Genomic DNA, 19,389 nt, shown 5'->3' on the forward strand with positions numbered 1-19,389 from the left:
GGGCGGGGGGCCGGCGGGGTGGGGGTGCTGGTCGCGACGCTGGGGGTACGCAGGTCGGCGGCCTTCGCGACGTCCTTCAGCTCGTCGTGCACGCCGGTGACGTCCGAGCGCAGGTTGTCGTACATGCTCTGCAGCGGCTTGCGGATCGCCTGCTCGTCGTCCTCGCTGAGCAGGTGCTTGCGGATGAACGCCTTGGGGTGCAGGTCCTCCAGCTGGATGTCCGTACCCAGCTCGCGGCTCAGGTCGCCGGTGGCGTTGCGCGCCATGCTGCGCAGGTTGCGGACCATCCGGAGACCGTCGTTGATGACGTTGGGCAGCCGGTCCCCGAAGATCAACAGCGCCAGGAGCAGCAGGACGCCGATCTCCCACCAGTTCAGGTTCTCGAACACCGCGGCCTCCTCGTCCGTGTCCACGGCAAGACTACGCACGTCAGGTGACCATCCGGGAGGGGGTGACCGGTGCTCACTTCGCGTCGGCGGCGAGCGTCACCGAGGCGTTCTGCCGCGCCGACCCCCGCCGGTACTCGACAGTCACCACCGACCCGGGCGCGTACTTGCGCACCAGCGCCACCAGATCGGTCGGGTCGGTCATCGGATGGCCGTCCAGCCGCAGCACCACGTCCCCGGTACGCAGCCCGGCGGCCGCCGCCGGACCGGCCGGCTCGACCGCGTTGAGGCGTACCCCGCCGCCGGTGGCGCCGGTGCCGCCGACCTGGGCGCCGATCACCGTACGCCGGGCCTTGCCGGTGCCGATGATGTCCTCGGTGATCCGCTTCGCCTGGTTGATCGGGATGGCGAAGGCGAGACCGATGTTGCCGGCCTCCTGCCCGTCGGCCACCAGTGACTTGATCGTCGAGTTCACCCCGACCACCCGGCCGGCGCCGTCCACGAGCGGGCCGCCGGAGTTGCCGTGGTTGACCGCGGCGTCGGTCTGGATCGCCGCGTAGTAGCGGGTCGGCCCGCCCGGCTCGCCGGCCTGCATCGTCCGGTCCAGCGCGCTCACGATGCCGGCGGTGACGGTGTTGGCGAGCGACAGCGGCGAGCCGATCGCGAGCACCGGGTCACCGACAGCGAGCGCGTCGGAGTCGCCGAACTGCACCGGCGTCAGCCCGGAGCGGGAGACCTTGATCACTGCGATGTCCGACTCCGGGTCCTGCCCCACCACGGTGCCGGCGGCGGTGCTGCCGTCGTTGAACACGACCGTCGCCTTTCCGGGGCCGTCGGCGACCACGTGGTCGTTCGTGACGATGTGCCCCTCGGCGCTGACCACGAAGCCGGAGCCCTCGCTGGTGCCGCCGAGACTGACCACCCGGATGGTGACCACGCTGGGCAGGACCCGCTCGGCGACGCCCGCGAGCGACTCGGGCTTGCGCTGGGCCAGCGCCGGGGCCTGCCCCGACTGCGCGCCGAGCGTCGGCACGTCACCTCCGCGCAGGAGGGCGTACGTCAGGGCGCTGCCCAGGGAACCGGCCAGCAACGCGGTGACCAGGGAAATCAGCACCATCTGGCGCAGTCCCGGCCGGGTCGGCAGGTCCGGATCGGTGACCGGCTCCGGCTCACCCGCGCCCGGTGTCGGCGCCGCCGGAACGACCACGGCGGCCGGCGCGTACGGGTCCCGCCACGGGTCGGCGAGCGCGTCCGACCACCACGGCGACGTCGCCTGACCCGGGGCGTCCTGCGCGGGTCGTCCCGGCGCCGGTCCACCCGGTGCCGGTGATCCGCCGGGCCGGCGCCAGTCCCAGCCGTCGGTCACGTCGGTGCCTCCCACTCCGTCCCCCTCGCCCCGCGCCGGAGACCGGCGGAGCCGGACGACCGTGACGCGCGGGACGCATCCAGGATTACACGGATGACGCGAATGGAGTCAGGGGTTGCCCTCCGTGACCGCTTCACAGCGGACTCGCGGCTGCGCGGGTACCGGCCCGCCTCTACGCTCACAGTGCATACCGCCCCTCGCACCAGTCCGCCCCCGGAGGTGTCCCATCGCCACGGTCGCCGGTCACGGCAGTTCGACGGCCCAGGCGCTTCACTTCGCCGAGTCGTACGTCACCGAGGACCTCGTGCTGCGCACGGCCCGCGCCCTCGCCCACGAGGTGGGCCTGGAGGCGGTCACGCCCGGGTCGGGAGCCGCCCTGCGGCTGCTCGCCGCCGCCGGCAACGCCCGGGCGGTGGTGGAGATCGGCACCGGCACCGGGGTGAGCGGCATCTGGCTGCTGCGCGGCATGCGCCCGGACGGGGTGCTCACCACGATCGACGTCGAGGTGGAGTACCAGCGCATCGCCCGGCGGCTGTTCCAGGAGGCGGGTTTCCCGTCGGGGCGTACCCGGATCATCACCGGCCGGGCCCTCGACGTGCTGCCCCGCCTCGCGGACGGCGCCTACGACCTGGTCTTCGTGGACGCGGCGGCCACCGGCTTCGCCGCGTACGTGGACGCGGCGCTGCGGCTGCTGCGCCCCGGCGGGGTGCTCGCGCTCAACGGCGCGCTCGCGGCCGGCCGGGTCGGGGATCCCGCCGCGCGGGACGTCGAGACGGTCACCGTGCGGGAGGCCATCAAGGCGATCCGCGAGTCGGAGAACTGGGTGCCCGCGCTGCTGCCGGTCGGCCACGGCCTGCTCGCCGCCGTGAAGAGCTAGATCAGCCCAGCGTCGCCAGCCAGCGCAGCAACCCGCGTACGCCCCAGCCGGTGGCGCCCTTGACCAGTTCGCCGTGCGTGTCGTCGGACCACGACGGCGCGGACATGTCCAGGTGCGCCCACCGGTCCCGCAGGTCACCGGTGAACTCCCGCAGGTACAGCGCGGCCACCACCGAGCCGGCGCCCTGCGCCGGTGAGCTGTGCAGGTCGGCGACGTCGCTGGCCAGGTGTTCGACGTAGTCGTCGGCGAGCGGCATCCGCCAGGCCCGCTCACCGGCCGCGGTGATCGCGTCGAGCAGGTCGCCGGCCAGGGCGTCGTTCTCGCTGTAGAGCGCCGCGTGCCGCTTGCCGAGGGCCACCGCGTTCGCGCCGGTCAGCGTGGCCAGGTCGATCAGCAGGTCGGGCTTCAGCTCGCGGACCGCGTACGCCATCGCGTCGGCGAGGACCAGCCGGCCCTCCGCGTCGGAGTTGGTGCTCTCGCTGGTCAGCCCGCCGTAGTGCCGGATCACGTCGCCGGGGCGGAACGCCGACCCGCTGACCATGTTCTCGGCGAGCGGGGCCAGCGTGGTGACCCGTACCGGCAGCCCCAGTTCGGCAGCGCCGAGCGTCGCGGCGATCACCGCGGCGGCGCCGGCCATGTCCTTGCGCATGAGCTTCATGGCGGGCACCGGTTTGATCGAGATGCCGCCGGTGTCGAACGTGATGCCCTTGCCGACGAGGACCACGTGGGTGCGCGCGCCGTCGGGCCGCCAGTCCAGCTCGACCAGGCGGGGGCCGCTGGCGGAGCCGCCGCCGACGGCCAGGATGCCGCCGAAGCCCTCGGCCGCCAGCTCCTGCGGACCGCGTACCCGCAGGTGCAGGCCGGTCCGGCCGGACGCGGCGCCGGCCACCTGCTCGGCGAACCACTCCGGGTTCTTGGTGGACGAGGGCGTGTTCGTGAGGTCCCGGGCCAGGCGGGTCATCTCGGCGGTGGTCCGGGCGGCGTCGAGCGTGCCCGCGAGCGCCTCCGGGTCGTCGACGAGCACCAGCGCCTCGGCCAGGGCCGGGCGTCCGCCGGACTCGGTGAGGCGGAAGCGGTACGAGCCGAGCAGCAGGCCCTCGGCCAGGCCGCGTAGCGCCTCGGTCGCCTCGCCGGGAAGCGCGATGGTGATCTGCGTCTCATCCTTCGCCGCGCGGGCCAGCGCGGCGCCCGCGGTGCGCCAGTCGCACTCGTCGCCGGACCCGACGCCGAGCAGCCACAGCCGTGCCGGAGCGCCGCCGGGACGCAGGTGTTCGCGTACCTCACCGGCGGCGCCGGTGAGCCGGGTGGCGGGCAGCAGGGCGGCGGACTCGGCCCGGACGTCGTCGCCGGGCGCGACGGCGGTCGGGACCAGTTCGGCCGGAGAGCCGGACGAGTCCGCGGAGTCGGGCTTCCCGGGACGGACGGGCAGGACGAGAGCGTCGGACCCCGCGGGCCCACTCACCAGACGAATGACCAGCACGCTGGACCGTACCTCCGAAATGGTTTCAACGGGGACGTTTCATCGCTCACCCGCAGAGGAAGGCCCTGAGCCACCGGCGGTGCCGGTGGCTCAGGGTATGACGAACCGTCCGCGCGGCGGACGCCACGCGGACACTCCTCGAATCAGCCCGCTGCCGCCTTCAGCGCGTCACCCAGCGCGGTGGCCTCGTCGGGAGTCATCTCGACGACGAGCCGGCCACCACCCTCCAGCGGGACACGCATGACGATGCCCCGGCCCTCCTTGGTGACTTCCAGCGGACCGTCGCCCGTCCGCGGCTTCATCGCCGCCATGTTGTCTCCCCTCAGACCTACACCAGGGTCGGTGAGTTGCCCCACAGCCACTTCGCCAACGCCAACCGCAACCATCACGGGAGGCTCGACCAACGATTTTCCCTGATGAACACCGCCGGACCCAAACCGAAGCAGCATTGATGTAACAGCATCTAGCTTATCTTGGATAGGCCTGTCACAATGTGCGGTCATGCAGGCACGGTCGGCACTCTTCGACCTGTACGGCGACCACCTCCGGGCCCGAGGTGGCCGCGCACCCGTCGCCGCCCTGGTCAAGCTGCTCGCCCCGCTCGGGATCGCCCCACCGGCGGTGCGCACCGCGGTCAGCCGGATGGTCCGCCAGGGCTGGCTGGAACCACTCCGGCTCGCCTCCGGACCCGGGTATTCGATCACCCCGAAGGCGGCCCGTCGACTCGACGAGGCGGCGTCGCGGATCTACCGGACCGGACGGCACAGTTGGGACGGACGGTTCGACCTCCTGGTGCTCACCCCGCCCGCGTCCCGCCGCGACCGGCAGCGGCTCGCCGCCAACCTCAGCTTCCTCGGCTACGGCACGCTCGACGACTGCACCTGGGTCGCCACCCGTGCCGGCGAGGACGTCGACCTGCTGCTCGACGAGGCGGGCGTGCGCTACGAGCGGTTCACCGCCGCCCACACCTCCGGCACGCCCGGCGCGATGGGCGTGGTCCGCCGCGCGTGGGACCTGGCCGAGATCGGCCGGGCGTACGAGCGCTTCGTCGCCGAGCAGAAGCCGCTCCTGTCCGGCGTCACGGTGCGCAGCAGCGACGAGGACGCGTACGCGGCCCGGTTCCGGCTCGTGCACGCGTGGCGTACGTTCCTGTTCCGGGACCCGCAGCTGCCACCGGCGCTGCTACCCGAGCGGTGGCCGGGCACCAGCGCGGCCAGCTTCTTCGACCGGCACGCCGCCCGGCTCCGGCCGGCCGCCGACCGGTACGTCGAGCAGTGCCTCGACGCGAGCAACCGCCTGGCACGACAGAAGGGTCGTTAGAAACGTGACCGAGCCGCTGCTCGTCGACCGCACCGACGCCGTCGTCACCCTGACGCTAAACCGCCCGACGGCGATGAACTCGCTCGACGTGGCGCTCAAGGAGGCGCTCCGGGACACCCTGGCCGAGCTGGAGACCGACCGCTCCTGCCGGGCCGTGGTGCTGACCGGCGCGGGCGGCTCGTTCAGCGCCGGGCAGGACCTGCGCGAGCACGTGCAGACGCTGGACTCGGCCGACGCCGACCCGCTGGGCACGGTCCGGGCGCACTACAACCCGATCGCCGCCCGGCTGGCCAACCTGCCCAAGCCGGTGGTCGCCGCGGTGCGCGGCATGGCCGCCGGGGCGGGCGCCTCACTGGCCCTGCTCGCCGACTTCCGCATCGGCGGCCCGAAGACCCGCTTCCTGATGGCCTTCGCCGGGGTGGGGCTGGCCGCCGACACCGGCGCGTCCTGGACGCTGCCCCGGCTGGTCGGCCACGCCAAGGCCGTCGAGCTGCTGATGCTCGCCGAGCCGGTGAGCGCCGACGACGCCTGCCGGCTGGGCCTGCTGAACCGGCTGGTGGACGACGACGAGCAGGTGCTCCCGGCCGCGCAGGAGCTGGCCGCGCGGCTCGCCGCCGGCCCGACCGTCGCGTACGGGGCGATCAAGCGCCAGCTCTCCATCGCCGACGCCGGCACGCTCGCCGACGCGCTGGCCGCCGAGGCGCAGGCGCAGGCGATCTGCGGCGCCACCGCCGACCACCACGCCGCCACCAAGGCGTTCGTCAACAAGCAGAAGCCGGTCTTCGAGGGCCGCTGAACCGGGCCGGGGCGGGTGCCGGGCACCCCTCGCGCGCCCGCTCAGCGGGCCACGTAGCCGCCGTCGATGGGGATCGTGTGCCCGGTGACCCAGGCCGCGTCGTCGGAGGCGAGGAAGAGCACCACACCCGCCACGTCGTCGGCGGTCGGGATGCCGGGCTTCGGGTTGAACGACTCCATCTGCCGGCGCATCTGCTCCGGGTCCGGCGCGTTCGCGATGAAGTGCTCCACGAGCGGGGTCATCACCACTGTCGGGGCGACCGCGTTGACCCGTACGCCCCGGGCGGCGTACTCGACGGCCGCGGACCGGGTCAGCCCGACGATGCCGGCCTTGGTGAACGTGTACGGCGAGATGTTGTCCTGCGCGGTCAGCCCGGCCGTGGACGAGGTGTTGACGATCGCGCCGCCGCCGGAGCGCAGCATCGCGTCGATGCCGTACCGCAGCACGTAGAACACGCCGTCGCCGTTGATCCGGCGGACCTTCTCCCAGTTCGCCAGGTCCATCTCGTGCAGCGCCTGCTGCTGCCCGTCGATGCCGGCGTTGTTGAAGATCACGTCGAGCCGGCCGTACCGCGCGACCGCCTCGGCGATGCCACGCTCGACGGAGGTGGCGTCGCCGGTGTCCATGGTCACCGCGAGCGCGTCCGGCAGGCTCGACGCCACCCGTTCGGCGCCCTCGGTGTTGATGTCCGCGATCACCAGCTTGCCGCCCTCGGCGGCGAACCGGCGCGCCGTCGCCTCGCCCAGGCCGGACGCTCCGCCGGTCACCAGCACGACCCTGTCCCGGAACCGCATGGCACCCCCTTGACCACGCCGGCCGGCGCCGGCCCTCGTCCCGGACGCTACCGCCCGGGACGGGGGGTCAGTCGTCCTCTTCGGGATCCTGGTTGGCCTCGACGCCGAGCACGAACGCCTGCATGGCCAGCTCGTCGCCGTAGGGCGAGACGAACGCCGGCAGTTCCCGCGGGCCCAGCTCCTGCACGTAGGACCAGAAGATCCGGACCGCCTCGGCCCGCGACGCCGCCTCGATCGGCAGGTCCAGGCTGACCAGCCAGGTGCTGCGGGCCGGCGGCGGGCCGAGCCGGTCGGCCAGCGCCCGCCAGCGGGCCGGGTCGAGCGCGACCACCGGTCCGTCCGGCGCCGGGCCGTCGACCGGAACCGGCTCGTCCAGCGCCCGCCGGGTGTACGCGACCACGAGCGGCCCGGCCGCCAGGTCGGACTGCGGATCGTCCGGGTCCTCCCGGGTCCCGGACGCCGCGAGCGCGACCCGGCCGAGCGCGACCAGCCGCAGCGGCTCGTCGACCAGCACCGCCACCCGGTCGCCGGGGCGCGGGCGAGCCGCTGCGGCCGGCCCGGTCAGCTCCAGCACGTCGTGGTGCACCAGCCGCTCGGCCTCGAAGCGCTCGGCGGGCAGCAGCACCGCCCAGGCGCCGGTAGTGGTCTCACCGTCGGTCGTCCCGCTCGTACGCGGCTCGGTGTCGGTCATGTCCCAATCCCATCACGCCGGAGGTGGCGCGCTCGGTCACACCCCGGCCCGGTCACCGCTCACGTGACAGTCGGCCAGGTGGTCGTCGACCATGCCGGTGGCCTGCATCAGCGCGTAGGCGGTGGTGGGGCCGACGAACCGGAAGCCCCGCTTCTTGAGCGCCTTGGCCATCGCGACGGACTCCGGGCTGGTGGCCGGCACCTCGGCGAAGGACCGGGGGCGCGCCGCCCGGGGCGGCGGCGCGAACGACCAGAGCAGCGCGGAGAGGCCCTCGGGCAGCTCCGACGCGGCCCGGGCGTTGGCGATCGCCGCCTCGATCTTGGCCCGGTTGCGGACGATCCCCGCGTCGGCCATCAGCCGGGTCACGTCGGACTCGCCGTAGCGGGCCACCGACTCGATCCGGAACCCGGCGAAGGCGTCCCGGAACGCCTGCCGCTTGCGCAGGATGGTCAGCCAGGACAGGCCGGACTGGAACGCCTCCAGCGTCAGCCGCTCGTAGAGCGCGTCGTCGCCGCGCAGCGGCCGGCCCCACTCCTCGTCGTGGTAGACGGCGTAGTCGGGGGTGCTCGCTCCCCACGCGCAGCGCGGCAGCCCGTCGGGGCCGTTCACCAGGTCAGTCACGGCGTCCACGATAGGCCGGGCCACCGACAGCCCCGCCGCGCCGACCGCCGGTCAGGGCAGCCGGCCCTGCTCGACCAGCCGGGCGAACTTCTTCAACGCCTGGGTCAGGCTGAACTTCGAGCCGGGCCAGAGCACCGGCCAGGCCACCCGCCCGGCCGGGCCACCCGGCAGGTGGAACCACTCGTGCCAGACCACCTGGGTGCGGTCGCGGTCCATCGGGGTGCAGCGCAGCACGCCGGGGCCGCGCAGCAGCTTGCCGCAGTGCACCACGCCGACCTCGTACGGGGCGTCGACCCGGACCACACGCATCTCGTCCCGGAGCACGGCCGGGCCGAGCGCGGTGACCGCCTCGACCAGGCTGCCCTCGCCGCCGTCACCCTCGACCACCCGGACCCGGGTCAGCGGGATCCAGTCCGACTGGCGTTCCCAGGCGGTGAGCGCGGCGAAGACGCGATCGGCCGGCGCGTCGACGATCACGGTGGCGGTGACCTCGCCGGCGCCGCGCCGGGACGCCTCGGTGAAGTCGTCGGCCGGGCGGCCGGCGCCGGTCACGCGGACTCCGACCGGACCACCGAACCGCGCTCCCGGTCGTCGTCGGCCGAGCCGGCAGCGATCCCGTTCGCCGGGGAGACGGTGTCCTCGGTCGCCGCGGCGGCGGGGGCCTCCGCCACGCCCGGCTCGGCCGGGGTGCCTCCCGGCTGTCCGTCGGCGTCGGTACGGGACGGCTGCTCGGGCGCGGACAGGTCGATCACCACCGGCTCCGGGTCGGACGGGTCGACCGCCTGCTCGGTCTCGGGCCGGGTCGCGGCGGCCTCCTCGCGCGCCCGGCGCAGCGCGTCGGCGTCCTCGGTGCGGCCGTCGCGCAGGGCCGCGTTCTCCGCCTCCAACACGCTGATCAGCTCGGACTTGTAGCCGATGTCGTACGCCGCGCGGCGCAGCGCGGAGTCGACCTGGGCCATCCGGTAGCCGCGCAGCGCGGTGTCGAAGCGGACGCCCGTCACGTCCGACTCGTCGAGCGGACGGCTGCCCGGCAGGGGCACGGCCCGCCCGTCCGGCTCGGCCGGTGTCAGGCCCGGATCCTTGCCGGAGACCAGCACCGTCACGCCGAACACCACCGCCGCGACTGTCAGCGCGACGACCAAGAGGAGCAGAACCTCACCCATGCACAGATCGTGGCATGCGGGCCGGGATCGGGCGAGCCCTCCGGGACGTCCGGTCGGTAAATGCGTCCGACGCACGGGACCGGCAGGGGTGGCGCGCACGGGACCGGATAGCGTCGGACCGGCCGGCGAGCGCGGGCGACGAGGAGGCGGGCATGACCGGGGCGTTGCGGCTGGGCGGACGGACGTTCGGCCCCGGTGAGCTGGTGGTGATGGCGATCGTCAACCGCACGCCCGACTCGTTCTTCGACCGGGGCGCCACGTTCGCCCAGGACAGCGCGCTGCGCGCGGTGGAGCGCGCGGTCGACGAGGGCGCCGAGATCATCGACATCGGCGGGGTCAAGGCCGGCCCGGGCGACGAGGTGGACGTGGCCGAGGAGATCCGGCGGACGGTGGACACCATCGCCGCGGTCCGGTCCGCCTTCCCCGAGGTGGTCGTCTCCATCGACACCTGGCGGGCCGAGGTGGCGGTGGAGGCGGTGGCGGCCGGCGCGGATCTGCTCAACGACACCTGGTCGGGGGCGGATCCGGCGCTGGCCCGGGTCGCCGCGGCGACCGGCGCCGGGCTGGTCTGCTCGCACGCCGGCGGGCTCGCGCCGCGTACCCGGCCGCACCGGGCCCACTTCGACGACGTGGTGGCCGACGTGCTCGCCACGGTGACCGGGCTGGCCGAACGCGCGGCCGGGCTGGGCGTACGCCGGGACGGCATCCTGATCGACCCGGCGCACGACTTCGGCAAGAACACCCGGCACTCGCTGGAGATCACCCGGCGGCTGGCGGAGCTGTCCGACACCGGCTGGCCGCTGCTGGTGGCCCTGTCGAACAAGGACTTCATTGGCGAGACGCTCGACCTGCCGGTGCCCGAGCGGTTGGAGGGGACGCTCGCCGCCACCGCGGTCTCGGCCTGGCTCGGCGCCCGGGTGTTCCGCGCCCACCAGGTCCGCGAGACCCGCCGGGTGCTGGACATGGTGGCCTCGATCCGGGGCGACCGGCCGCCGGCGGCGACCCGGCGCGGGCTGGCCTAGGAGGTCAGGTGACGCGCGGCGCCTGACGGGTCAGGTCCAGCGCAGGACGCCGCGCCGCCAGGCGTAGAGGATGCCGAGCGCGACGATCGCCACGAAGACGCCCATCTCGACCACGGTGGTGGCGCCGAAGCCGGGCCGGTCGAACACCAGCGCCCAGGGGAACAGGAAGACCGCCTCGACCGCGAAGAGCACGTACAGGTAGGCGTAGACGTAGTAGCGGATCTGCATCTGGGCCCAGTCGCCGCCGACCGGGTCGATGCCGCACTCGTACGTGGCCCGCTTGCCCCACGGCTCGGCCGGGCGGCTCGGACGTAACACCCGGTTCGCGGAGAACGCCGTCACGAAGAAGAGCACGGCGGCGAGCAGCAGCAGACCGAGCGTGGCGTACGAGCCGAGATATCCGGTCACGAGCGGAGCGTACCGGTCCCGTCCAGATGTCCCGGACACGTTACGAATTCGTTTCCTGGCAGGACTAGTGCCTGAAGGCAAGCATCACCGAATAATGGGACACCTTGACCCGCCCCGGAGGACAGATGGCCCGCCTGCGCGTTCGACCCGTTCGGCGGGCCGCGCTCCGTCGTACCCTCGCACTGCTGGTGCCCGCGTTGGTCGCGGCGGCGGTGGCGGTGGCGCCGGCCGGAGCCACGGCCGCCGCCGGAGGTCCGGCCGGCCTGGCCCGGGTGATCGAACCCGCCGATCCGGCCGGCGAGCCGACCGAACCGGTCCCCACCGCGGACCCGGGAACCAGCTCGCCCGCACCGCCGCCCACCGAGGCGCCGCCACCCCCGAGCACGCCTCCGCCGCCGGTCACCACCGCGCCGGCCCCGCCGGTCAGCAGCCCGCCCGCCGAACCGGCGCCGACCAGCGCGGCCCCGAACACCACCAGCGCGCCGCCGCCGGTCGTGCCGCCGGTCCAGCCCCCGCCGCCGCCCTCGGCCCAGCCGCCCGGCGGGCCGCTCGGGGTACGGGTGAACACCGAGGACGTGGTGCTCACCCCCGACTACTGGAACGCCGACAGCACGGTGGCCACGCTGCGGGTGACGGTGACGAACACCGGCGGCCGGTCGGAGCGGATCACGCTCGCCTACACGCTGCCGCCCGGGCTGACCGACGCGGGCACGCCGGGCTGCCAGCCGACCGGCGGCGCCAACCACAGCTGCGTCGGGTGGGACGCCGAGCCGGGCGCCCGGTTCAGCGCGACCATCCGGGTACGGGTCGACGGCGACGCCTGGCGGACCATGCCGCTGACCGGTTCCGTGCAGGTCACCGCCGTCGCGCCGGGGGTCAGCGGAGCGGCGTACGACGACGAGGGCTTCCCGGTGCTCTTCCCGCCCGGGCCGCCGGTGCCCGGGATCTCGCTGCGCGCCGACGAGGTGCTGTTCGACATCAGTGGCGCGCCCAGCACGCTCACCGTAAGGCTCGGCAACACCGGCGAGGTCGACGCCGCGGGCCGTGTCGAGGTGCTCCTGCCGGCCGGTGTCACGGTCGGCGACACCGGGAACGGCTGCGCCGCGGTGACGCCCGACCGGACCCGGTGCGAGCTGGGCGTCCTGCCGGCCGGCCGGACCGCGACCCTGCGGTTGACGCTCGCCGCCTCGGCCGAGGCGCAGCGCCGTGCCCCGCTGGCCGGCGCGGTGATCGGCCGGCTGGACCCGCGCAGCGGGCGGGACCGGCAGGTGCAGATGAGCTTCCGGATCAGCGCCGCCGCGGCGGACGCCACCCCGCCGGTGGGCGTGCCGGGTCCGACCGCGTCGCAGGGCGTGCTCGCCGCCGGTGGCGGGCCCGCCGACGACGACGCCTCGACCCGGCGGACCGCGATCGCGCTGATCGCCGTGTCCGGCCTCCTGGTCGTGCTCGCGCTGACGCTGGCGACCCGCTCGCTGCGCCGCCGCAGTGACATCACGGTGCCGGAGCGGCCGGCAACCGACCGGTGATCATGAATACGTGGTGATCTGGGTTACGGACCCAGGTACTAAACGCTGCAAAGCGGGGCATACAGCGGCCCGAACCAGTCCCATACGTCGGACCTCGACCAAGGTGGCCCTAACGTGGCGACGTAGGCTCTGACGTGAGAATCGGAGCGGGCCGGGCCGGCAGGGGCGACGGCGCTCAGCGAAGCGAGGTGCGGGTGTGACCAAGCAGATCCGTCAACTGGACCGGGTGGTCATCCGGTTCGCCGGGGACTCCGGCGACGGCATGCAGCTCACCGGCGACCGGTTCACGTCGGAGACGGCGCAGCTGGGCAACGACATCTCCACGTTGCCCAACTTCCCGGCCGAGATCCGCGCCCCCGCCGGCACCCTCCCCGGCGTCTCCAGCTTCCAGGTGCACTTCGCCGACTACGACATCCTGACCCCGGGTGACGCGCCGAACGTGCTGGTGGCGATGAACCCGGCCGCGCTCAAGGCCAACCTGGCCGACCTGCCGCGCGGGGCGGACATCATCGTCAACACCGACGAGTTCACCCGGCGCAACCTGGCGAAGGTCGGCTACGCGACCAGCCCGCTGGACGACGACTCGCTCGACGGGTACGCGGTGCACCCGGTGGCGCTCACCTCGATGACGATCGGCGCGCTGGCCGAGCACGACGTCTCCAAGAAGGACGCCGAGCGCGCCAAGAACATGTTCGCGCTCGGGCTGCTGAGCTGGATGTACTCCCGCCCGTACGAGTCCACGCTGCGCTTCCTGGAGCGCAAGTTCGCGGCCCGCCCCGAGCTGGTGGCGGCGAACGTGGCCGCGTTCCGGGCCGGCTGGAACTTCGGCGAGACCACCGAGGACTTCTCCGTCCGGTACGAGGTCAAGCCGGCCAAGATGCTGCCCGGCACCTACCGGAACATCACCGGCAACGCGGCGCTGTCGCTGGGCCTGGTGGCCGCCGGGGTGCGCTCCGGGCTGCCGGTGTTCCTCGGCGCGTACCCGATCACGCCGGCCTCGGACATCCTGCACGAGCTGAGCAAGCACAAGAAGTTCGGCGTGGTCACCATGCAGGCCGAGGACGAGATCGCCGCGGTCGGTGCGGCGCTCGGCGCGTCGTACGGCGGCTCGCTCGGCGTCACCACGACGAGCGGTCCCGGTGTGGCGCTGAAGAGCGAGACGATCTCCCTCGCGGTGGCGCTGGAGCTGCCGCTGGTCATCGTCGACGTGCAGCGGGCCGGGCCGTCCACCGGCATGCCGACCAAGACCGAGCAGGCCGACCTGAACATGGCCCTGTACGGCCGGCACGGCGAGGCGCCGGTCGCGGTGATCGCGCCGAAGTCGCCGTCGGACTGCTTCCACGCGGCGCTGGAGGCGGCCCGGATCGCGCTGACCTACCGCACGCCGGTGATCCTGCTGTCGGACAACTACGTCGCCAACGGCTCCGAGCCGTGGCTGCTGCCGGACGTGGAGTCGCTGCCCGAGCTGCGGGTCGAGTTCGCCACGAAGCCCAACGGCGAGGACGGCACCACCTTCCTGCCGTACCTGCGCGACCCGCAGACGCTGGCCCGCCCGTGGGCGGTGCCCGGCACGGCCGGTCTGGAGCACCGGATCGGCGGCCTGGAGAAGGCCGACAAGACCGGCGACATCTCGTACGACCCGGCCAACCACGACTTCATGGTGCGGACCCGCGCGGCCCGGATCGAGACCATCCCGGTGCCGGCCGTCGAGGTGGAGGACCCGGACGGCGACGCCCGGGTGCTGGTGCTGGGCTGGGGCTCCACGTACGGCCCGATCGGCGCGGCCTGCCGTGGCCTGCGCCAGCGCGGGCACTCGGTGGCCCAGGCGCACCTGCGGCACCTGGCCCCGATGCCGGCCAACCTCGGCGAGGTGCTGGCCCGGTACGACAAGGTGGTCGTGCCGGAGATGAACCTCGGCCAGCTCGCCCACGTGATCCGGGCGAAGTACCTGGTCGACGCGATCGGCTACAACCAGGTCCGCGGTCTGCCGTTCACCGCCGCCGAGCTGGAGACGATGCTGGAAGAGGTCCTGAAGAATGTCTGAGCCCGTCGCCCTCAAGCTCACCGCCAAGGACTTCAAGTCCGACCAGGAGGTGCGCTGGTGCCCCGGCTGCGGCGACTACGCCATCCTGGCGGCCGTGCAGGGCTTCATGCCGGAGCTGAACATCCCCCGGGAGAACATCGTCTTCGTCTCGGGCATCGGCTGCTCGTCGCGCTTCCCGTACTACATGAACACGTACGGGATGCACTCGATCCACGGGCGTGCCCCGGCGATCGCCACCGGCCTGTCGGTGTCCCGGCCGGACCTGTCGGTCTGGGTGGTCACCGGTGACGGCGACGCGCTCTCCATCGGCGGCAACCACCTGATCCACGCGCTGCGCCGCAACGTCAACCTGAAGATCCTGCTGTTCAACAACCGGATCTACGGGTTGACCAAGGGCCAGTACTCGCCGACCTCCGAAGTCGGCAAGATCACCAAATCGACGCCGGTCGGTTCGGCGGACGCGCCGTTCAACCCGCTGTCGCTGGCGCTCGGCGCCGAGGCCACGTTCGTGGCCCGGACGATCGACTCGGACCGCAAGCACCTCCAGTCGGTGCTGCGGGCCGCCGCCCAGCACGAGGGCTCCGCGTTCGTGGAGATCTACCAGAACTGCAACATCTTCAACGACGGCGCGTTCGACACGCTGAAGGAGCCGGCCACCCGGGACGACTTCCTGATCCGGCTGGAGCACGGGCAGCCGATCACGTTCGGCAAGGACGGGCAGTTCTGCGTCGTCCACCCGCCGGGCGGCTTCGGCCTGGAGGTCCGGGAGACCGCGAACACGCCGGCCGAGGAGATCGTGGTGCACGACGCGGGCGTGGCCGACCCGGCGTACGCGTTCGCGCTGTCCCGGCTGCCCGGCCTGGACCTGAGCAACACCCCGATCGGCGTGTTCCGGTCGGTGGGCCGCCCCTCCTACGACAGCGTGGTGCAGGAGCAGGTCGCGGCCGCCAAGGCGAGCGTGGACAAGACCCCGGAGCAGCAGCTCGCCGCGCTGCTCGGCAGCGGCGACACCTGGACGATCCTCTGATCCGCCGCTGACGCGTCACGCGAGAGGGCGGGCCGTTCCCCCGTGGAGCGGCCCGCCCTCTCGCGTGTGACGCAGCCCGGTCAGGCGGCCGCCGAGGCGGGCACCCACAGGTCGTCGACGGCCCGCTCGGCCGCGGCGAGGCTCTGCTCGAACAGCGGGATCAGCTCGGCCATCGCCGGGTTGACCGGGGCCAGGGTCAGCTCGGCGCAGATGAACCGCGGCTCCAGGCCGGTCAGGGACAGGCCGTGCGGCAGCCACGGCTCGGCGTGGTCCCAGCCCTCGCGCGGGGTGCCCGGGCCGTACCCGCCGCCGCGGCTGACCAGGACGACGAACTGGCGGTCGCCGAGCAGCCCGGCGTTCGTCACCGGGTCGTAGGCGATGCCGGGGGCGATCAGGTGGTCGACCCAGGACTTCACGCTGCTGGGCGCGCCGTAGTTGTAGAGCGGGAGCCCGAGCAGGACCGTGTCGGCCTGCTTCACCTCGGCCACGACCTCCTCGGTCAGCCGCCAGGACGCCGCCTGATCGGGGGTGTGCTGATCCGGTGGCACCATGCGCGCGAGGCCGCTCGCGGTGTTCAGGTGCGGCAGCGGGTTCTGTCCCAGGTCCCGGTAGGTGACGGTGCCGTCCGGGTGGGCGGCGCGCCAGGCGGCGGCGGCGCGGGCGGTGAGCCGCCGGCTGATCGACCGCTCCCCGGTGATGCTGGAGTCGATGTGCAGTAGGTGTGCCATTGGTGATTCCTCCTCCGACGATCGTTCGTGTAGAACCAACTATTTATAGCAGGTCGATGTTCCTCGGAGCGCGTAAACTGGGTCACATGTCCGCCGCACCGGTCGGGGAGTCCGAGCGCCGCTCCGGGCCCCTGCTCGACCACCTGGCCCGGCGGATGCGGCTGCGCTCGGAGTCGGTGCTGGCCCCACTTGGCCTGCGCCCCCGCCACCTGGTGGCGCTCACCGTGCTGCGCGACTCCGGCGGCATCAGCCAGCAGGCGCTCGCCGGCACGCTCCAGCTCGACAGCACGAACGTGGTCGGGCTGCTCAACGACCTGGAGGCGGACGGCCTGGCCGAGCGCCGCCGCGGCCCGGAGGACCGCCGCCGCCACGAGGTACGCCTCACCGAGGCGGGCACGAAGCGACTCCGCGAGGCCGAGTGCGCGCTCGCCGGAGCCGAGGAGGAAGTTCTCGGCGCGCTGGCGCCCGGCGAGCGGGACCTGCTCTACGACCTGCTGCGACGGGCCACCCAGGGCCGGTCGTCGACCTGCGGCGAAGTGATGGCGGAGGGCGGCCCGGGCGCCTGCTGACCGCCGACGCTCAGCGAGACTGGGTCAGAGCGCCGTGGTGGCCTGCGGCCGGTCGTCGCGGACGTGGACCAGCATGTCGCCGGTCTCGATCACCGCGCCGGCACGGTCGTTGAGCGTGACCACCTTGCCCCGGCGGACCAGCGCGATGACCAGCGACTCCAGCTCACGCGGAGAACGGCCCACCTCGTCGCGCTCGGCCGACCGCATCGCCAGCGCCATGCCCTGCCCCGGGGTGAGCAGGTCCTCCACCACGTCGATCAGGGGCGGGGCCGAGGTGGACAGGCCGAGCAGCCGCCCGGCCGTGGCCGACGAGACGATCACGTGGTGCGCGCCGCTCTGCTTGAGCAGCGGCGCGTTCTCCGCCTCGCGTACCGCCGCGATGATCCGCACCTGACCGGCGGTGAGCTGCCGGACCGTGAGCGCCACCAGCACCGAGGCGTCGTCGCTGTCGGTCGCGATGATCACCGACTTGGCGGTACGCACGTGCGCCTGCTCCAGCACCGACGAGCGGGTCGCCGAGCCCTCGATCGTCACCAGGCCGTTCGAGGTGGCCTGCCGAAGCGCCGGGCCACTGCGCTCGACCACCACGATCTTGGACTTGTCCGTGCCGTTCTCCAGCAGGGCGGAGACCGCGCTGCGGCCCTTGGTGCCGTAGCCGCAGATGATGACGTGGTCCTTCACGGTTCTCCTCCACCGCGACAGGCGACGCCCGGTGCGGTACTGCTCGGTCAGGACTTCCAGGGTGGTGCCGACCAGGATGATCAGGAAGAGCACCCGGGCGGGGGTGACGAACAGGACGTTCGCCAGTCGCGCCGACGAGCTGACCGGCGTGATGTCGCCGTACCCGGTGGTGGAGAGCGAGACCACCACGTAGTAGAAGCAGTCGAGCAGGCTCAGGCCGCTGTCGTCGACGTCGCGGTAGCCGTCGCGGTCGAGCCACACCACGAACACCGTGGCGAAGACCAGGCCGAGAGCGGCGAGCAGGCGCAGGCTCAGCGCGCTCAGCGGCCCTCGCCGCTGCGCGGGAAAATGGATCACCGTCGGTCCTGCTCCGCCACCTGCACGCCCACAAGATAACGGGTACGCGGGGACGCGGCCCGCCGGGTGACGATCGGAACCCGCCGGGGCCGCTGCCGGAGGCGTGGAGAGGGCATGATGGGTAAGTCCGGGGCGCCCGACCGCGAGGAGGCCGGCATGTCGTTGCTGCGACGGGTGATCGGCGGGGTGCTCCGGCGCATCCGCCTGCGCCAGGGCCGCACGCTGCGCGAGGTGGCCCAGGCCGCCGGCGTCTCCCTGCCCTACCTCTCCGAGGTCGAGCGCGGACGCAAGGAGGCCTCCTCCGAGGTGCTCGCCGCGATCTGCCGGGCGCTCGGGATCCACCTCGCCGACCTGCTCGAAGAAGCCCGTGACGAGCTGCGCCGGGAGCGGCCGACGCCGGTCGTCCCCGGAGTCTCGGCGGCCCGGTTCGACCGGGTGCCGGTCGCCCGCACCGGGCCGCAGCTGCGGGTCGGCCCGCCCCGGCTGTCCGTCACGCGCCGTCCGGCCGTGTCGTCCCGGCCGCCCGTGTCCCGCCGGCCCGCCGTCTCGCTCCGGCCGCACGTCGCCCGTCGGCCGGTCACCGCCACGCCGCTGCTCGGCGGCACGCTGCGGCCCCTGGGCCCCGGGCCGGCGCCGCTCGGCGCGCCCCTCGGCGCCGCCACGCCGATCGGGTTCGGTGGCGGCATCCGGATCTGGCCGGCTCCCTCCGCCCCGGCCGTCCGCCCCCGTCCGCGTACCTCCGTCACGCTGGCCCGGCGGCGGGCCCGCGCGGGCCGGCGGCGGCCGGTCGCCGCGTAGCTTCTGCCGAGGGCGGATCTGCCCCGGGCAGAAAGCCTGGGCCGCGACCGTGCGCCCGGCGGACGCTGGAGACCGCCGGGTTCCCGGGCGGTCCACCGCCCACCGGCGGTACGGAGGTGCGCAGTGATGGGTGGCATCTGGATGCTCGACGATCGGCAGGCGGTGTTCGACGACCGGGTCTTCGAGCGGTTGCTGAAGGAACGGATCATCTTCCTCGGCACCGAGGTCACCGAGGCGTCGGCGAATCAGATCTGCGCGCAGATCCTGCTCCTCGCGGCCGAGGACGCGGAGCGGGACATCTTCCTCTACATCAACTCGCCCGGCGGCTCGGTCAGCGCCGGCATGGCCATCTACGACACCATGCGGTACGTCAAGAACGACGTCGCGACGCTGGCGCTCGGGATCGCCGGCTCGATGGGGCAGTTCCTGCTCTGCGCCGGGACGGCCGGCAAGCGGTTCGCGCTGCCGCACACCCGGATCCTGATGCACCAGCCCTCCGGCGGGATGGGCGGCACGGCCTCCGACATCACCATCCAGGCCGAGAACATGCTGCACGTGAAGCGGACCATGCAGGAGCTCATCGCCCGGCACAGCGGGCGCACGCTGGAGGAGATCCAGCGCGACTGGGACCGCGACCGCTGGTTCACCGCCGAGGAGGCCCGCGAGTACGGCCTGATCGACCAGGTGCTCTCCCGCGTCGACCAGCTCGCCGGGTGAGCCGGGCGGCCCGGCCGG

22 protein-coding genes are annotated in these 19,389 nt (G+C 73.5%); 10 read left to right on the plus strand and 12 right to left on the minus strand.

The window, feature by feature from the left end; translation table 11 throughout:
* Both BAW75_RS25235 and BAW75_RS25240 read right to left on the minus strand, forming a co-directional pair.
* The coding region (locus BAW75_RS25235; protein ID WP_244206265.1) for a twin-arginine translocase TatA/TatE family subunit at positions 1 to 389 on the minus strand (389 nt) is incomplete at its 3' end.
* A gap of 73 nt (positions 390 to 462) precedes the next feature.
* The gene (locus BAW75_RS25240; protein WP_176722725.1) at positions 463 to 1,767 is read right to left on the minus strand and encodes a S1C family serine protease; all 1,305 of its coding nucleotides are present in this window, start codon (positions 1,765 to 1,767) and stop codon (positions 463 to 465) included.
* 211 nt (positions 1,768 to 1,978) lie between these two features.
* Here BAW75_RS25240 and BAW75_RS25245 point away from each other — a divergent pair, with 211 nt between their 5' ends.
* A complete protein-coding gene (locus BAW75_RS25245) occupies positions 1,979 to 2,629 on the plus strand; it encodes an O-methyltransferase (protein ID WP_255358665.1) in 651 nt (216 codons plus the stop codon).
* Between the two features lies 1 nt (position 2,630).
* Here the strand turns inward: BAW75_RS25245 and BAW75_RS25250 are convergent, their stop codons facing one another.
* A complete protein-coding gene (locus tag BAW75_RS25250) occupies positions 2,631 to 4,109 on the minus strand; it encodes a leucyl aminopeptidase family protein (RefSeq protein WP_104115120.1) in 1,479 nt (492 codons plus the stop codon).
* A gap of 143 nt (positions 4,110 to 4,252) precedes the next feature.
* The gene (locus BAW75_RS25255) at positions 4,253 to 4,420 is read right to left on the minus strand and encodes a DUF3117 domain-containing protein (protein WP_013283866.1); all 168 of its coding nucleotides are present in this window, start codon (positions 4,418 to 4,420) and stop codon (positions 4,253 to 4,255) included.
* A gap of 190 nt (positions 4,421 to 4,610) precedes the next feature.
* Here BAW75_RS25255 and BAW75_RS25260 point away from each other — a divergent pair, with 190 nt between their 5' ends.
* Both BAW75_RS25260 and BAW75_RS25265 read left to right on the plus strand, forming a co-directional pair.
* A complete protein-coding gene (locus tag BAW75_RS25260) occupies positions 4,611 to 5,429 on the plus strand; it encodes a PaaX family transcriptional regulator (protein ID WP_043326925.1) in 819 nt (272 codons plus the stop codon).
* Between the two features lie 4 nt (positions 5,430 to 5,433).
* The gene (locus BAW75_RS25265; RefSeq protein ID WP_043326927.1) at positions 5,434 to 6,225 is read left to right on the plus strand and encodes an enoyl-CoA hydratase/isomerase family protein; all 792 of its coding nucleotides are present in this window, start codon (positions 5,434 to 5,436) and stop codon (positions 6,223 to 6,225) included.
* Between the two features lie 41 nt (positions 6,226 to 6,266).
* Here BAW75_RS25265 and BAW75_RS25270 read toward each other — a convergent pair whose 3' ends face one another.
* From BAW75_RS25270 to BAW75_RS25290, 5 genes are all read right to left on the minus strand, one after another.
* Positions 6,267 to 7,019, minus strand: a complete 753-nt coding sequence (locus tag BAW75_RS25270; RefSeq protein ID WP_043326929.1) for an SDR family NAD(P)-dependent oxidoreductase — start codon at positions 7,017 to 7,019, stop codon at positions 6,267 to 6,269.
* 67 nt (positions 7,020 to 7,086) lie between these two features.
* Positions 7,087 to 7,710 carry a hypothetical protein gene (locus tag BAW75_RS25275; protein ID WP_043326931.1) on the minus strand — a complete coding sequence of 208 codons (624 nt, stop codon included), beginning with the start codon at positions 7,708 to 7,710 and terminating at the stop codon, positions 7,087 to 7,089.
* A 36-nt stretch (positions 7,711 to 7,746) separates the two neighbouring features.
* Complete coding sequence (locus BAW75_RS25280; RefSeq protein ID WP_167435617.1) at positions 7,747 to 8,331, minus strand: DNA-3-methyladenine glycosylase I; 585 nt, start codon at positions 8,329 to 8,331, stop codon at positions 7,747 to 7,749.
* 51 nt (positions 8,332 to 8,382) lie between these two features.
* Positions 8,383 to 8,883, minus strand: a complete 501-nt coding sequence (locus BAW75_RS25285; RefSeq protein ID WP_043326933.1) for an SRPBCC family protein — start codon at positions 8,881 to 8,883, stop codon at positions 8,383 to 8,385.
* Positions 8,880 to 9,494 carry a DivIVA domain-containing protein gene (locus BAW75_RS25290; protein WP_104115122.1) on the minus strand — a complete coding sequence of 205 codons (615 nt, stop codon included), beginning with the start codon at positions 9,492 to 9,494 and terminating at the stop codon, positions 8,880 to 8,882. Before BAW75_RS25290 ends, BAW75_RS25285 begins: the two co-directional genes overlap by 4 nt.
* A 152-nt stretch (positions 9,495 to 9,646) precedes the next feature.
* On the opposite strand from BAW75_RS25290, the gene folP reads away from it, so the two are divergent.
* Positions 9,647 to 10,516 carry a dihydropteroate synthase gene (gene folP, locus BAW75_RS25295; RefSeq protein ID WP_104115123.1) on the plus strand — a complete coding sequence of 290 codons (870 nt, stop codon included), beginning with the start codon at positions 9,647 to 9,649 and terminating at the stop codon, positions 10,514 to 10,516.
* Between the two features lie 30 nt (positions 10,517 to 10,546).
* Here folP and BAW75_RS25300 read toward each other — a convergent pair whose 3' ends face one another.
* A complete protein-coding gene (locus BAW75_RS25300) occupies positions 10,547 to 10,924 on the minus strand; it encodes an NADH-quinone oxidoreductase subunit A (RefSeq protein ID WP_030501070.1) in 378 nt (125 codons plus the stop codon).
* Positions 10,925 to 11,112: 188 nt separating this feature from the next.
* Between BAW75_RS25300 and BAW75_RS25305 the strand changes: the two genes are divergently transcribed.
* From BAW75_RS25305 to BAW75_RS25315, 3 genes are all read left to right on the plus strand, one after another.
* Positions 11,113 to 12,450 carry a hypothetical protein gene (locus BAW75_RS25305; RefSeq protein WP_244206267.1) on the plus strand — a complete coding sequence of 446 codons (1,338 nt, stop codon included), beginning with the start codon at positions 11,113 to 11,115 and terminating at the stop codon, positions 12,448 to 12,450.
* Positions 12,451 to 12,646: 196 nt separating this feature from the next.
* Positions 12,647 to 14,494 (plus strand): 2-oxoacid:acceptor oxidoreductase subunit alpha, encoded by a 1,848-nt coding sequence (locus BAW75_RS25310; protein ID WP_104115125.1) that lies wholly within the window; start codon positions 12,647 to 12,649, stop codon positions 14,492 to 14,494.
* Entirely contained in the window at positions 14,487 to 15,521 is a 1,035-nt protein-coding gene (locus BAW75_RS25315; protein ID WP_043326944.1) for a 2-oxoacid:ferredoxin oxidoreductase subunit beta, read from the plus strand. The genes BAW75_RS25310 and BAW75_RS25315 overlap by 8 nt, the downstream gene beginning before the upstream one ends.
* A gap of 80 nt (positions 15,522 to 15,601) precedes the next feature.
* Here BAW75_RS25315 and BAW75_RS25320 read toward each other — a convergent pair whose 3' ends face one another.
* On the minus strand, positions 15,602 to 16,249 hold the full coding sequence (locus tag BAW75_RS25320) for an FMN-dependent NADH-azoreductase (RefSeq protein WP_104115126.1): 648 nt from the start codon (positions 16,247 to 16,249) through the stop codon (positions 15,602 to 15,604).
* 86 nt (positions 16,250 to 16,335) lie between these two features.
* On the opposite strand from BAW75_RS25320, the gene BAW75_RS25325 reads away from it, so the two are divergent.
* Positions 16,336 to 16,818: a MarR family winged helix-turn-helix transcriptional regulator gene (locus BAW75_RS25325; RefSeq protein ID WP_244206263.1), complete on the plus strand. Its 483-nt coding sequence runs from the start codon at positions 16,336 to 16,338 to the stop codon at positions 16,816 to 16,818.
* A 24-nt stretch (positions 16,819 to 16,842) separates the two neighbouring features.
* On the opposite strand, the gene BAW75_RS25330 is transcribed toward BAW75_RS25325, so the two are convergent.
* Complete coding sequence (locus BAW75_RS25330; protein ID WP_043326951.1) at positions 16,843 to 17,856, minus strand: potassium channel family protein; 1,014 nt, start codon at positions 17,854 to 17,856, stop codon at positions 16,843 to 16,845.
* 156 nt (positions 17,857 to 18,012) lie between these two features.
* Between BAW75_RS25330 and BAW75_RS25335 the strand changes: the two genes are divergently transcribed.
* Together BAW75_RS25335 and BAW75_RS25340 are read left to right on the plus strand one after the other, a co-directional pair.
* Positions 18,013 to 18,654 carry a helix-turn-helix domain-containing protein gene (locus tag BAW75_RS25335; protein ID WP_104115141.1) on the plus strand — a complete coding sequence of 214 codons (642 nt, stop codon included), beginning with the start codon at positions 18,013 to 18,015 and terminating at the stop codon, positions 18,652 to 18,654.
* Between the two features lie 126 nt (positions 18,655 to 18,780).
* The gene (locus BAW75_RS25340; protein ID WP_043326952.1) at positions 18,781 to 19,371 is read left to right on the plus strand and encodes a ClpP family protease; all 591 of its coding nucleotides are present in this window, start codon (positions 18,781 to 18,783) and stop codon (positions 19,369 to 19,371) included.
* The last annotated feature ends 18 nt before the right edge of the window (positions 19,372 to 19,389 follow it).

The organism is Micromonospora chalcea (assembly GCF_002926165.1).
Classification (GTDB): Bacteria; Actinomycetota; Actinomycetes; order Mycobacteriales; family Micromonosporaceae; genus Micromonospora; species Micromonospora chalcea.